14 protein-coding genes are annotated in these 13,753 nt (G+C 75.2%); 5 read left to right on the top strand and 9 right to left on the bottom strand.

Annotated features, from left to right (window positions below):
- Window positions 1-541 precede the first annotated feature (541 nt).
- The 9 genes from CLT72_RS30145 to rimP form a co-directional block, all read right to left on the bottom strand.
- Complete coding sequence (locus CLT72_RS30145; protein ID WP_172896697.1) at window positions 542-751, bottom strand: DUF6186 family protein; 210 nt, start codon at window positions 749-751, stop codon at window positions 542-544.
- Window positions 751-1,158, bottom strand: coding sequence for a hypothetical protein (locus tag CLT72_RS30140; protein WP_101414639.1), 408 nt, complete (start codon window positions 1,156-1,158; stop codon window positions 751-753). Before CLT72_RS30140 ends, CLT72_RS30145 begins: the two co-directional genes overlap by 1 nt.
- 86 nt (window positions 1,159-1,244) lie before the next feature.
- Window positions 1,245-2,222, bottom strand: coding sequence for a DHH family phosphoesterase (locus CLT72_RS30135; protein ID WP_250100726.1), 978 nt, complete (start codon window positions 2,220-2,222; stop codon window positions 1,245-1,247).
- A gap of 101 nt (window positions 2,223-2,323) precedes the next feature.
- Window positions 2,324-2,812, bottom strand: a complete 489-nt coding sequence (rbfA, locus tag CLT72_RS30130) for a 30S ribosome-binding factor RbfA (RefSeq protein ID WP_101414637.1) — start codon at window positions 2,810-2,812, stop codon at window positions 2,324-2,326.
- 153 nt (window positions 2,813-2,965) lie between these two features.
- Window positions 2,966-3,259, bottom strand: coding sequence for a DUF503 domain-containing protein (locus tag CLT72_RS30125; RefSeq protein ID WP_101414636.1), 294 nt, complete (start codon window positions 3,257-3,259; stop codon window positions 2,966-2,968).
- Window positions 3,260-3,346: 87 nt separating this feature from the next.
- Window positions 3,347-6,352 (bottom strand): translation initiation factor IF-2, encoded by a 3,006-nt coding sequence (gene infB, locus CLT72_RS30120; RefSeq protein ID WP_101414635.1) that lies wholly within the window; start codon window positions 6,350-6,352, stop codon window positions 3,347-3,349.
- 93 nt (window positions 6,353-6,445) lie between these two features.
- The gene (locus CLT72_RS30115; protein ID WP_089001491.1) at window positions 6,446-6,778 is read right to left on the bottom strand and encodes a YlxR family protein; all 333 of its coding nucleotides are present in this window, start codon (window positions 6,776-6,778) and stop codon (window positions 6,446-6,448) included.
- A gap of 16 nt (window positions 6,779-6,794) precedes the next feature.
- On the bottom strand, window positions 6,795-7,838 hold the full coding sequence (gene nusA / locus CLT72_RS30110; RefSeq protein WP_101414634.1) for a transcription termination factor NusA: 1,044 nt from the start codon (window positions 7,836-7,838) through the stop codon (window positions 6,795-6,797).
- Window positions 7,835-8,524: a ribosome maturation factor RimP gene (gene rimP / locus CLT72_RS30105; RefSeq protein ID WP_101414633.1), complete on the bottom strand. Its 690-nt coding sequence runs from the start codon at window positions 8,522-8,524 to the stop codon at window positions 7,835-7,837. Before rimP ends, nusA begins: the two co-directional genes overlap by 4 nt.
- 229 nt (window positions 8,525-8,753) lie before the next feature.
- Between rimP and CLT72_RS30100 the strand changes: the two genes are divergently transcribed.
- The 5 genes from CLT72_RS30100 (at window position 8,754) to CLT72_RS30080 (ending at window position 13,748) form a co-directional block, all read left to right on the top strand.
- Window positions 8,754-9,203 (top strand): hypothetical protein, encoded by a 450-nt coding sequence (locus CLT72_RS30100; protein ID WP_101414632.1) that lies wholly within the window; start codon window positions 8,754-8,756, stop codon window positions 9,201-9,203.
- On the top strand, window positions 9,200-9,646 hold the full coding sequence (locus tag CLT72_RS30095; protein ID WP_101414631.1) for a ferritin-like domain-containing protein: 447 nt from the start codon (window positions 9,200-9,202) through the stop codon (window positions 9,644-9,646). The genes CLT72_RS30100 and CLT72_RS30095 overlap by 4 nt, the downstream gene beginning before the upstream one ends.
- Before the next feature lie 66 nt (window positions 9,647-9,712).
- Window positions 9,713-10,300: a PadR family transcriptional regulator gene (locus CLT72_RS30090; protein ID WP_101414630.1), complete on the top strand. Its 588-nt coding sequence runs from the start codon at window positions 9,713-9,715 to the stop codon at window positions 10,298-10,300.
- Window positions 10,297-11,055 carry an ABC transporter ATP-binding protein gene (locus tag CLT72_RS30085; protein ID WP_250100700.1) on the top strand — a complete coding sequence of 253 codons (759 nt, stop codon included), beginning with the start codon at window positions 10,297-10,299 and terminating at the stop codon, window positions 11,053-11,055. The genes CLT72_RS30090 and CLT72_RS30085 overlap by 4 nt, the downstream gene beginning before the upstream one ends.
- Window positions 11,052-13,748 carry an FtsX-like permease family protein gene (locus CLT72_RS30080; protein WP_101414629.1) on the top strand — a complete coding sequence of 899 codons (2,697 nt, stop codon included), beginning with the start codon at window positions 11,052-11,054 and terminating at the stop codon, window positions 13,746-13,748. The genes CLT72_RS30085 and CLT72_RS30080 overlap by 4 nt, the downstream gene beginning before the upstream one ends.
- The last annotated feature ends 5 nt before the right edge of the window (window positions 13,749-13,753 follow it).

The raw sequence follows: 13,753 nt of genomic DNA, 5'->3' as shown, positions 1-13,753 counted from the left end.
CGGCGCGGGAGGCCGGCAGCGTCACCGCCGGTCGGCGTCTGTCACTGACGGGTGTCCATGGACGTCTGCAGTGCGCGGCGCATCTGCTCGCGGGCCTCGTCGGTGGTCTGCGGCTTGGGCTTGCTGGGCATGGTGGTCCCCTTCCAGGGCGCGGGCAGCCGCCTGAGCGGCAGCCCTCACGGGCGGTCGTGCTGAGCGCCCGGCAGCGGCCCGGGGTCACCGGAGCGGCTGGTGGGCAGCGTTAGCCCGGGTCGGTTCGACCCTGGAGGAAGGCGCCGCCGGGTGTGGCGACACCGCCCACAGCCAGCGCCGCCACACGACGCCGGCCGATTCCCAAGCTATCGTTCAGTTCCACATACTGCCCGGTCTTCCCGCGATCTGGACTCATGTTCGTCCGGAGCCGGCGCGCGGCACGGCGCTCCGAGGGGAACGCGGAGGGGGCCAGCAAGCGCGGAACCGGGCCAGCCGACGCGGAGCCGGACCAGCCGACGCGGAACCGGACCAGCCGACGCGGAACCGGGCCAGCCGACGCGGAGCCGGGTCAGCGGGCCAGGAAGTGCCAGCCCAGCCACCACCAGAAGCCGAACAGGCCGATCCGGCCGACCGGCACCGGGCCCACCTCGTAGCGCATCACGTAGGCGCAGACCTCGCCGAGCGTGGGGATCCGGGAGCCCTCGCGGCGGGCGGCCCACTCGACGGCGGCGAAGAGCACCAGGGAGACCAGGAAGCCACCGATGGCCAACGTCCGCATCATCGCCGCACCAGTCCCCAGAACGCCGCCAGCCAGCCCAGCCAGGCCGCCGAGCGGACCAGGCGGTCCTCCAGCAGCGGATCGGCCAGCCGCGAGAAGGTGGGGAAGTCGTCCCCCGCCGCCAGGACGAACGTGGTCCCCTCGAAGACCCCGAAGACCACCACCGGCAGGGCCCACCAGGCGGCCGGGGCGCCCAACCGGCGCGGCGCGGGCCGCCGGGGCACCCGGTTGCTCAGGCCCAACCAGATCAGCACCCCGCCGGTGCCGAGGGTCCAGAGATTGGCCTCGGTCGAGAACGACGGGAACCGGCCGCCGACCAACGAGAGGCAGACGAGCACCGGCACGGTGACGGCGGGACGGTCCCAGGCGCGGGGCGCCTCGACGGTGAGGTCGTGGGGCTGTTCCATCCCGCGATTCTCCCCGTACTCGCCGCAACCGGGAAGACGGACACTCCCCGGGCTCACCCTGATATTCCCGCGCCCGCCTGTCCGGGTCAGTGCCGGCCGGCGCCGGTCAGCGCGCCGTCGAGCTCCGCGCGGATCCGGCCGACGACCTCGTCGAGCGTGCCGGAACCGGTGAAGCCGGCGGCGAAGCGGTGCCCGCCGCCGCCCAGCGCGACCGCCACCCGGCTGACGTCCACCGCGCCCTTGCTGCGCATCGACACCGCCCAGTCTCCGGTCGTGGTCTCCTTGACCACACAGCTCACGTCGGCCTCGGCGGTGCACCTCACCGAGTCGATCAGCGGTTCCAGCACGTACGGGCGCTGGTCGTGCCGGGCCAGGTCGTCCTGGGTCGCGTACGTCCACACCAGACCGTGCCCCGCGGCCACGGCGGGCTCCAGGCGGGCCCGGCCGAGCACCTCGCCGAAGAGGCGGACGGCGCCGAACGGTCGGGTGTCGAAGACCCGGCGGGAGATGTCGCCGGGCCGGATGCCGGTGGCCAGCAGGCGTGCCGCCAGCTCGTGCACCGCCGGGGTGGTCGCCTCGAACCGGAACGAGCCGGTGTCGGTGCTCAGCGCGACATAGAGACACTCCGCGATCCCGGCGTCCAGCTCGACGCCGAGGCGGCCGAGCAGCCCCTCGGCGACCACCGAGGTGGCCGCCGCGTGCGGGTCCACGAGGTTGATCCGGCCGAAGTGGGTGTTCGACGCGTGGTGGTCGAGCACCAGCGCGGCGCGGGCGGTCTCCAGCCGGTCGACCAGTTCGCCGAGGCGCGACCCGCTGGCCGCGTCGAAGCAGATGACCAGGTCCGGGTCCGGGTACGCCTCGGTCGCCGGCACCAGCAGGTCGAGCCCGGGCAGCCCCCGGAACGGCTCCGGCACCTCCGGCGGGCCGGGGAACGTCGCCTGCATCCGCCGCACCCCGAGCTGGCGCAACCCGAGCCCGAAGCCCAGCATGCTGCCCAGCGCGTCCCCGTCCGGGTTGACGTGGCAGATCAGCAGCACCCGCCCGTCCGGCGGCAGGTCCCGCACCGCCGCGACGGCGGCGGTCCAGTCCGCCTCGGTCGGGCCGGCGTCGAGCGGTGGCGCGGCCTCGGCGAGGGCGCCACCGGCCGGCCCGCCGGAGGGCTCGGTCACCGCGCTTCCCCGCCCCGCGAGGGGGTCTCGTCGGCGTCCTCGGCGGGCGCCTCGTCGCCGTCCTCGTCCTCGTCCAGCCGGTACGGCTGGGGCTCGCCCGCGTACTCGGCCCGGGCGGCGATGCGCTGCACCTCGGCGTCGGCGCTGCGGGCCTGGGCGAGCAGGTCGTCGATGTGCTTGACCTGATCCTGCACGTCGTCGAGGACGAAGGTCAGCGTCGGCGAGTGCCGCAGACCGAGCGCCTTGCCGACGGTGCTGCGCAGCATGCCCTTGGCGCTCTCCAGCGCCGCCGCCGTGCCCGCCTGGGCCGCCGCGTCGCCGAGCACCGTGTAGAAGACGGTGGCGTCGCGCAGATCGGCGGTGATCCGGGCGTCGGTGATCGTGATCATGCCGAGCCGGGGGTCCTTGATCTGGCTGCGCACCACCGACGCGACCAGTTCACGCACCCGCTCCGCGTGCCGGCGTACCTTGGCCGGATCCGACATCTCGCCACCTCCACGGCGTCCTGCTCCCGGCCGCCGTCCGGCGACGCGGAGCGCCCCGGAGCCGACGGCCCAACAAACTCGAACACTACCCGCGCGGCCACCCGCGTCGCGCGGCGCCGGCTCCGTCCCGGCTTCGGCGGACAGCGCCGCCGGTCAGTCCTCTTCGCCGTACAGCCGCCGGCGCACCGAGAGCAGCTCGGTCTCCGGCCGGCCGGCCACCAGGCGCTCGCAGGAGTCCAGCACCTCGCGGACGTGCGACGCCTCGGCGGCCACCACGGCCACGGCTATCTCGGCCCGACCGTGCAGGTCGAGCGCTCCCACTTCGGCGGCCGACACCTCGAAGCGGCGCAACGCCGCGACGATCGGCCGTACGTATGATCTCTTGGCCTTGAGCGACCGGGAGTCGCCCGGCAGCAGCAGGTCGAAGACCGCGGTTCCGGTGAACATCGCCCCGGACGATACCCGTACGGACCCCCACATGATCAAGGGGTTTACGCCCTGCGGCGTAAACCCCCCGATCAGTGGTTCACCGGATCAGGCGCGAACCTTCTCCCGCATCTCGAAGGTCTCGATGATGTCGCCGACCTGGACGTTGTTGTAACCACCCAGGGTCAGACCACACTCGAAGCCCTCGCGCACCTCCGTGGCGTCGTCCTTGAACCGCTTGAGCGAGCTGACGGTGAGGTTGTCCGCCACCACCGAACCGTCGCGCAGCAGGCGCGCCTTGGCGTTGCGCCGGATGATGCCCGACCGGACGATGCAACCGGAGATGTTGCCGATCTTGGACGAGCGGAAGACGTCGCGGATCTCCGCGGTGCCCAGCTCGACCTCCTCGTACTCCGGCTTGAGCAGGCCCTTGAGCGCCGCCTCGATCTCCTCGATGGCCTGGTAGATCACGGTGTAGTACCGGATCTCCACAGCCTCGCGGTCGGCCATCTCGCGGACCTTGTTGGCGGCCCGCACGTTGAAACCGATGATCGTGACCGGCTCGGACGACGCGCTCGCGAGCATGACGTCGCTCTCGGTGATCGCGCCCACGCCCCGGTGGATGATCCTGAGCTGGACCTCCTCCGGGATGTCGAGGTTGAACAGCGCGTCCTCGAGGGCCTCCACGGAACCGGAGACGTCGCCCTTGAGCACCAGGTTGAGCGAGGTCTTCTCGCCCTCCTTGAGCTGCTCCATGAGCGTCTCGAGGGTGGCCCGGCCGCGGGAGTTGGCGAAGGACGCCGCCCGCCGCCGTGCCTGCCGCTGCTCGGCGATCTGGCGCACCGTGCGGTCGTCCTCGGCCGCCAGGAACGTGTCGCCGGCACCGGGCACCGCGGTCAGACCGAGCACCAGGACCGGACGCGCCGGACCGGCCTCGGAGACCTGGTTGCCGTTCTCGTCGAGCATCGCCCGGACCCGGCCGTGCGCCCCACCGGCGACGATGGAGTCGCCCGCCCGCAGGGTGCCCTTCTGCACCAGCACCGTCGCCACCGCACCGCGACCCTTGTCCAGGTGCGCCTCGATGGCCACACCCTGCGCCGGCCCGTCGATCGGAGCGGTCAGCTCCAGCGACGCGTCGGCGGTCAGCAGGACCGCCTCGAGCAGTTCGTCGATGCCGATGCCCGGCTTCGCCGCCACGTTGACGAACATGGTGTCGCCGCCGTACTCCTCGGCGACCAGGCCGTACTCGGTCAGCTGCTGGCGGACCTTGTCCGGGTTCGCCTCCGGCTTGTCGACCTTGTTGACCGCGACCACGATCGGCACGTCGGCCGCCTTGGCGTGGTTCAACGCCTCGATCGTCTGCGGCATGACGCCGTCGTCGGCCGCGACGACGAGCACCACGATGTCGGTGACCTGGGCACCACGGGCACGCATGGCGGTGAACGCCTCGTGACCCGGGGTGTCGATGAAGGTCACCGCGCGGTCCTCGCCCTCGTGCGGCACGTGGACCTGGTAGGCACCGATGTGCTGGGTGATGCCACCCGCCTCGCCGGCCACGACGTTCGCCTTGCGGATCGCGTCGAGCAGCTTGGTCTTACCGTGGTCGACGTGACCCATGACGGTCACGACCGGCGCACGGCTGACCAGACGGTCCTCCGCGACCTCGGCGTCGAGGTCGATGTTGAACTGCGCGAGCAGCTCACGGTCCTCGTCCTCCGGGCTGACGATCTGCACGTTGAAGCCGAGGTGCTCACCCAGCAGCAGCAGGGTGTCGTCGGAGCACGACTGGGTCGCCGTGACCATCTCGCCCAGGTTGAACATCTCCTGGACCAGCGAACCCGGGTTGGCGTTGATCTTGTCGGCGAAGTCCGACAGCGAGGCGCCACGGGAGAGCCGGACGACCTGACCCTGACCCCGGGGAGCACCCGAGCTCATGGTCGGAGCCGACAGGTTGTCGAACTCCTGTCTGCGCTGCTTCTTGGACTTGCGACCGCGCGTCGGCCGGCCACCCGGACGCCCGAAGGCACCCGCGGCGCCGCCGCCACGGCCACGACCGCCGCCGCCGGGGCGACCGCCGCCACCGGCCGGAGCGCCCGGACGGAAACCGCCGCCCGGAGCACCGCCGCCGCCACCGGGACCGCCGCGGTAGCCACCGCCACCGCCGCCGCCACCGGGACCGCCGCGGAAGCCACCGCCACCGCCGCCGCCACCGGGACCGCCGCGGAAGCCACCGCCACCGCCGCCACCGGGACGACCCGCGCCGCCGCCGGGACCGCGACCGGCACCACCGGGGCCGGGGCGACCCGTGGCGGGGCGCTGGCTCGGCATGGAGGCCGGGCTCGGACGCGGCGGCATGGAGGCCGGGCTCGGACGCGGCGGCATGCCGGCCGGGCTGGGCCGGGGACCACCCGCACCGGCGGCCGGGGGCCGCTGCTGCTGCTGGCTGCCCTGGATGCCGAACGGGTTGTTACCGGCGCCGCGCGCCGGCGGACGCCCGCCCGGACGGCCACCCGGGCCCGGCGTCGGCGCGCCGGGACGACCGGCGGCCGGGGAACCCGGGCGGGGCGGCATGGCACCCGGACCCGGTCGGGGACCGGGACGGTTGCCACCGTCGGCCGGGGGCTCCCGGCGGACGTTGTCACGCTGCTGCTGCCGAGCGGCCTGGGCGGCCTTGACCGCCGCCTCCTGCTCGGCCTTCAGCGCGGCGGCACGCGCCTCGGCGGCCGCCACCTCGATGTCGTGGGCACTCGCCGGCTTGGCGACCGGGGCCGCGGGCTGCGGCGGACCGGGCACCGGGCCCTTGGGCTTCGGGCCGGGCGTCGGCGCGGCCGGCCGCCGGGGCGGCATCGGCTTGGCCGAGACCCGGGGCCCACCAGGGGCCGGGGAGGGCGTCGGGGTCGGGGTCGGCGCCGGGGCGGCCGCCGGCGGGGCGGCCGGTGCCGGCGAACCGGCGGAGGCGACGAACGCGCTGCGCAGCCGTCGGGCGACGGGCGCCTCGACGGTGCTGGACGCGGACTTCACGAACTCGCCCATCTCCTTGAGTTTGGCGAGAACGGTCTTGCTTTCGACCCCGAGCTCTTTTGCAAGCTCGTGTACGCGGGCCTTACCTGCCACTGCACTCCTCACTCCGAGGTCGTGCGGGCAGCACCCGCAGCGACCTCACTCGTGCACTTGAAGCCTGGTCATTTCAGGGACTTCATCGTGTGCTCATGTCGGTCGTCCTACCTTGCTAGCGACCCTCGTCCGATCGGGCTGACCGGACGTAGTGGTTGGCGCATCGACGTGCTCCGCGAGCTCACCGTGGTCGGGGACCCCGGTGATGCGCAGCGCACGCCCGAAGGCGCGTCGCCGCACCGCTTGCGCGAAGCAGGCCGGATCCGGGTGCATGTTCGCTCCCCGACCCGGCAGCCTGCGGGCCGGATCGGGCCGAAGGCTGTGACCAGCCTCGTCGCCGACCGCGACGATCCGCAGCAATTCGCTGGCCGGCGCACGTCGTCGGCAACCCACACAGGTGCGTTCCGGCAGCGCGCGTCGTACCACTGGAGAAAGTCTACCCCTAGGCGCCCGAGATCGCGCCGCCCGGCTCCGGGACGTGATCAGCCCCGGCCCGGCCGGAGCCGCCAACCTGCTCGGCGTCGGACCGGATGTCGATCCGCCAACCGGTCAACCGGGCCGCAAGTCGGGCGTTCTGCCCCTCCCGGCCGATGGCGAGGGAGAGCTGGAAGTCCGGGACGGTGACCCGGGCGGTACGGCTGGCCAGGTCGACCACCTCGACCCGCAGGGCCTTGGCCGGCGACAGGGCGTTGCCGACGAACGTCGCCGGGTCGTCCGACCAGTCGATGATGTCGATCTTCTCGCCGTGCAGCTCGCTCATCACCGCGCGGACCCGCTGCCCCATCGGCCCGATGCAGGCGCCCTTGGCGTTGACGCCCTGGGTCGTGGAGCGGACCGCGATCTTCGTGCGGTGACCTGCCTCACGTGCGATCGCGCCGATCTCGACCGTGCCGTCGGCGATCTCCGGCACCTCGAGCGCGAAGAGCTTCTTCACCAGCGCCGGGTGCGACCGGGAGAGGGTGATCTGCGGGCCGCGCATCCCCTTCGCCACGTGCACCACCACGCAGCGGATCCGCTCGCCGTGCGCGTAGCGCTCGCCGGGGACCTGCTCGGACTGGGGCAGCACGCCCTCCAGCTTGCCGAGGTCGACGCTGACGATGCCCTTCTCGCTGCGCGCCTCGTGCGCCTGCACCACGCCGGTGACCAGGTCGCCGTCGCGGCCGACGTACTCGCCGAAGTGCACCTCGTCGGTGGCCTCCCGCAGCCGCTGGAGGATCACCTGCTTGGCGGTCATGGCGGCGATCCGCCCGAAGTCGTGCGGGGTGTCGTCCCACTCCCGCACCACGGTGCCGTCGTCGTCCAACTCCTGGGCGTAGACCAGGGCCGCGCCGGACTTGCGGTCGATCTCCACCCGGGCGTGCGACTCCGCCCCCTCGGTGTGCCGGTAGGCGGTCAGCAGCGCGGTCTCGATCGCCGCGAGGATCGTGTCGAACGGGATCTCCCGCTCGCGCTCGAGTGCGCGCAGCGCCGCGAGGTCGATGTTCACCTCTCCTCGTCCTCCACATCATCTTCGTCGTCGAAGTCGTCGGTGTCGTCCATGTCGTCGGGTTCGTCCGTCTCCTCGATCTCGTCGAGGCGGTGGAACTCGACCTGCACCCGGCCGGGGCCGAGCTCTGCGTACGTCCAGGTGGCGCGGCCGGCGTCGGTCTCCAGCACCACGCGCTCGTCGTCGGCCTCGACCACCCGGCCGGTGACCTGCCGGTCGCCGGTGGCCTGCCCGGCCTGGGCACCCGCGCCGCGCGCGGTCACCTTCACCAGCCGGCCGACGTTGCGCCGCCAGTGCCGGGGCAGCGTGAGCGGCCGGTCCACGCCGGGGGAGCTGACCTCCAGCTGGTACTCCCCGGCGACGATGTCGCCGCCGGCCTCCTCGGCCGCGTCGAGGGCCGCCGAGACGGCCCGGGACACCTCGGCGACGGCGTCCAGCCTGATCCCGCCGTCGGCGTCCACGATCACCCGCACCACGTGCCGTCGGCCGGCCCGGGAGACGGAGAGCTCCTCCAGGTCGTAGCCGGCGGCGGTGACCACCGGCTCGATCACGTCACGCAGCCGGGCCCGCCGGGCGGCGAGGTCGCCGCGCGGGCCGCCGGCACGCTCCCCGCCCCGTGGGGCGTCGGCGCGTCGGGGCCTCCCCGCCGGACCCGTCGACCTCGTGGCACGGCCACGCTGCGTCATCTCCGCACCCTCCTGCTGATCGACGGCACCCGGTCGGCCGCCATGCCGGCACGCCACCGGAGCTGACGCGCCGGTGGCTGCGCAGAGCGTAACGCGCCTACCGGGCGCCGGGCCGGGCGGCGCACCGACGCCGGTGGCCCACGTACGGCCGGTGATGGTGTTGACTTGTCCGGTGGCGACGGGCAGAACGACACGACGCGGCGAGACAACCGGGCATTCCCGGCGCAACGTGCTGCGCGCCGGGGCGCTCCTGGCGCTCGGCGGGGCCGCGGCGCCGCTGACCGGATGCGGTCTGCTCGACCGCGGCGACGAACCCGCCCCCGAGCCCGACCCGCTCACGCCGCTGCTCGACGAGTCGCTCCGGCTCGCCGCCGGGCACCGCGACGCCGCCGCCGCGCACCCCGCCCTCGCCGCCCTGCTCACCCCGATCGCCGAGGCGCACCGCGCGCACGCGGCCGAGCTGGCCCGGCTCGTCGGCGTACCGCTGCCCTCGGGATCCGCCCCCGCCACGGCCGCCACGCCGGGCGACCCGGCGGCGGCGCGGGCCGCCCTGCGCGAGAGCGAACGGGCCGGCCGGGAGGCGGCGACCAGGGCCTGCGCGGCGGCCCCGGCGGAGCGGGCCGCGCTGCTCGCCTCGATCGTCGCCGCCCGGGCCACGCACGTGGAGGCGTTGAAGTGACCACACCGACACCGGCCGGGCCCGCCGGGGCGCTCGCCGCCGCCCTCACCGCCGAGTACGCCGCGATCTGGGCGTACGGGCCCATCGGGGTACGCCTCACCGGCGCCGCCCGGACCGCCGCGAGGGAGGCGGAGGCCGCCCACCGACGCCGCCGCGACGAGCTGATCGTGCAGTTGAGCACCGGCGGCGCGAGCGTCCCGGCGGACCGGGCCGGCTACACGCTGCCGTTCCCGGTCACCGACCGGGCGAGCGCGCTGCGGCTGGCCGTCGAGGTGGAGGAGCGCACGGCGGCGTTCTGGCGGGCGGCGGTGCCGGCCACCACCGGCGCCGACCGGGACCGGGCCCTGGCCGCCCTGGTCGAGTACGCCCTGCGGGCCACCCGGTGGCGACGGACGGCCGGGATCACCCCGCTGACGGTGCCGTTCCCGGGTCGCCCGGCCTGACCGGCCCGACCCCGTCGACCCCGCTCCGGTTGCGGGTCGCATACCAGGTATGCATACTCCGTTGCCATGTCCATCCGTCACGGGCTGCTCGCCCTGCTCGAACGCGGCCAGATGTACGGCTACCAGCTGCGCGCCGCGTTCGAGGAGTCGACCGGCTCGACCTGGCCGCTGAACATCGGGCAGGTCTACACCACCCTGTCCCGGCTGGAGCGGGACGGGCTGGTCCGGTCGCTGCCCGAGAGCGAGACGGGGCAGCGCCCGTACGAGATCACCGACGCCGGACGGGCGGACCTGGCCCTGTGGTTCGCCACCCCGATCAGCCGCACCGACCGGCCCCGGGACGAGCTGGCGATCAAGCTGGCCCTCGCCCTGACCACCCCCGGCGTCGACGTCCGGTCGGTGGTGCAGACCCAGCGCAGCGCGACCATGCGGGCGTTGCAGGAGTTGACCCGGTTGAAGTACGCCAGCGACCGCCCCGAGGACCTGCCGTGGCGGCTGGTGCTGGACGCCATGGTCTTCCAGGCCGAGGCCGAGGTGCGCTGGCTGGACCACTGCGAGACCAGCCTCGTGCGCTACCGTCCGGCGCAGCCCGGGCGCGTCGCGACGACGCCTGCGGAGGCGGTGGACCGGGCCGACGAGGAGGCGCGACGGTGACCACGGGGAACCCGCCGGCGGCCGGTGGCCCGAACGCGCCCGTGCTGGACGTACGTGACGTGCACCGCACCCACGGCGCCGGCGCGGCGGCCGTACACGCGCTGCGCGGGGTGAGCCTCGCCGTGCGCGCGGGGGAGCTCGTCGCCGTGATGGGCCCGTCCGGCTCCGGGAAGTCGACCCTGCTCGCCCTGGCCGGCGGGCTGGACGGCCCGACCGCGGGCGAGGTGTACGTCGAGGGCGAGCCGCTCGGCGCCCTGGACCGGCGGCGGCTGGCCCAGGTGCGGCGACGGCGGATCGGCTACGTCTTCCAGGATCTCAACCTGCTCGGCAGCCTGAGCGCCGTGGAGAACGTCGCCCTCCCCCTCGAACTCGACGGCACGGGCGTACGGCGGGCCCGCCGCCTGGCGCTCGACGCGCTGGCCGAGGTGGGTCTGCCCGAGCTGGGCGACCGGTTCCCCGACCAGCTCTCCGGCGGGCAGCAGCAGCGGGTGGCGATCGCCCGCGCGCTCGTCGGCGAACGACGGCTGGTGCTCGCCGACGAGCCGACCGGCGCGCTGGACTCGCAGACCGGTGAGGCGGTGCTGCACCTGCTGCGCCGACGGGTCGACGCCGGGGCCGCCGCCGTGCTGGTCACCCACGAGGCGCGGCACGCCGCCTGGGCCGACCGGGTGGTCTTCCTGCGCGACGGGGTGCTGGTCGACACGACGGCCCCGCTGGGCAGCGTGGAGCAGCTGCTGAGCGGCAGCGGTCGGTGAGCGCGGGCGGCCGGCTCGCCCGGACGGCCGGCTCCTGGTGGGTGGCGCTGCGGATCGCCCGGCGGGAGGCCCGGCGGGCCCGGGGGCGTACGGCGCTGGTGCTGGCGATGATCACGCTGCCGGTGCTGGTGCTGACCTTCACCGCGGTGAGCTGGCGGATGTCCGAGCTGACGCCGGTCGAGCGGGCCGACCGCCAGCTCGGCGCGGCCGACGCGGAGCTGAGCTGGGTGGTGCGGGTCCCGATCGTGCAGAGCGCCTGGGCCGAAACCTGGCGCTCCGACCCGGAGGACGTTCCCTCGGCCGGGCCCGTCACCGCCGGGCAGGTGACCGCCCTCCTGCCGCCCGGCAGCCGGGTGGTCCCGCTGCGCCGCTGGGTGGCGTTCGACGCCCGGGTCGGCGAGCGGGTCGACGACGGCCTCACGGGGCACGCCGTGGACCTCGGCGATCCGCTCGGCCGCGGGCTGGTCCGGTTCCACTCGGGGCGGGCGCCGGCCGGGCCGGACGAGATCGCGGTCAGCCCGGCGGCCCTGCGCCGCCTCGACGCCCGCCTCGGCGACACCGTCACCTCCGGCGACGGCGCCCGCTCCTGGCGGGTGGTCGGCGTGGTCGAGTACCCCGACGACCTGGGCCCGGTGGTGACGTTGCACCCGTCGGAGGGGCGGATGGAGACCGACCCGGGCACGAGTTGGCTGGTCGACCTGCCCGGGACCGCCGACGAGGCGCTGTTCCGCCGGCTCAACGCGCACGGCGTCCTGGTGCACGCCCGCGTCCCCGCCCCGGCGTCGGGCACCGTCACGTTCGCGCCGTACGGCCGCTCCGCCATGGACGTGGAGGGGATGAGCGTCTCGGTGCTCGTCGGCGGGCTGGGGCTGCTGGAGGTGGTGCTGCTCGTCGGACCGGCCTTCGCCGTCGGCGTACGGCGGCGGCGCCGGGACCTCGCGCTGGTCGCCGTGGCGGGCGGGGACGACGCCCACCTGCGCCGGATCGTGCTGGCCGACGGCGTGGTGCTGGGTGCCGTCGGCGCCGCCGTCGGGGTCGCGCTGGGCGTCGCCGTCGCGTTCGCCGGCCGCCCCCTGGTGGAGCAGCACCTCTTCGGCGCGCGCTTCGGCGCGTACCGCTGCTGGCCGGAGGCACTCGCGGCGATCGCCGCCGTCGCGGTGCTGGCCGGGGTGCTGGCCGCGCTGGCCCCGGCCTGGACGGCCGCCCGGCAGGACGTGGTGGCGGGGTTGGCCGGCCGGCGCACCCCGCCGGCGCACCGGCGGCGCTGGCTGACCGTCGGGGCGGCCCTGGCCGTCGGCGGGGCCGCGGTGGCCGCGTTCGGGGCGGCCCGGACGGCCCCGGCGGTCATCCTGGCCGGCCTCGTCATCGGCGAGCTGGGCCTGGTCTTCGCCACCCCGACGCTGGTCGGCGTGCTCGCCCGCCTCGGCTGGTCGCTGCCGCTGGCGCCCCGGATCGCGCTGCGCGACGCCAGCCGCAACCGGTCGTCGACCGCGCCCGCGATCTCCGCCGTGATGGCGGCGGTCGCCGGCAGCGTCGCCGTCGGGGTGTACCTGGCCAGCGACGACGCCCGGTCGGCGACGATGTACCTGCCGACCCTGCCGTCCGCCACGGTGCTGGTCACCGGGTCGGACCCGGACCGCCCGCCCGACCTGTCCCGGGTCGGCGAGGCCGCGCGCGACCACCTGGGGGCCCGCACGGTGGCGCCGCTGGTGGAGCCCCGGTGCGGGTCGGACACCGAGCTGTGCATCGTCTCGCCGGTGCTGCCCGCCGAGCGCGTCTGCCCGTGGACGCCGGGCGACCGGCTCACCCCGGCGCAGCAGCGCCGGGCCCGCGCGGACGCCCGCTGCGCGGAACCCGAGGACCAGCTCGGCAGGACCTTCCAGGTGCTGGTGGACGACGGGACGGCCCTGCCGGTGCTCACCGGCGCCGCCCCCGCCGACGTCGCCGCCGCCACCGCCGTGCTGCGGGCCGGCGGCGCCGTGGTGACCGATCCGCGCTACGTGCGCGACGGGCGGGTCGACGTGCGGGTGACCCGCACCGGGCAGGTCCGGCCCGACCTCCCGGCCGTCACCGCCGTCGCCGGGTATCCGCTGCCCACCGGGCTGGGGGCGGACCGGATGCTGCTCTCCCCGGCGGCCGCCCGACGGCTCGGCCTGGGCGTCCAGCCGCTCGGCTGGGCGATCGCCGCCGACGGCGTGCCCGACGAGGACCGGCAGGGCCGGTTCGTCGCCGCCGTACGTCCGCTCCGCGCACATGTCGAGATCGACCCGGGTACCCAGGGCGACGCGGGACGGCCGCTGCTGCTCCTGCTGGCCGCCGCCGCCGGGGTCGTCACGGTGGGCGCCGCCGGCATCGCCACCGGGCTGGCCGCAGCCGAGGGTCGGGCGGACCTGTCGACCCTCGCGGCGGTCGGCGCCGGGCCGGGGCTGCGCCGGCTGCTGTCGCTCTGCCAGTCCGGGGTGATCGCCGTGCTGGGCTCCGTGCTCGGCATCGCCGCCGGCCTCGGCTCCGCGTTGATCATCCTGACCGCCCTCAACCGCCGCTACGCCAGCCTGTGGCCCGGCCCGGAGCCGTACCCGGTCGTGGTCCCGTGGGCCACGCTCGGCGTCCTGGTGGTGGTGCCGCTGGTCGCGATGCTCGGCGCGGGACTGTTCACCCGCTCCCGGCTGCCGGTCGAGCGACGTCTCGACTGACGGGC

This window comes from Micromonospora sp. CNZ309, from assembly GCF_002846525.1.
This window is presented reverse-complemented; position numbering and strand designations above follow the sequence as displayed.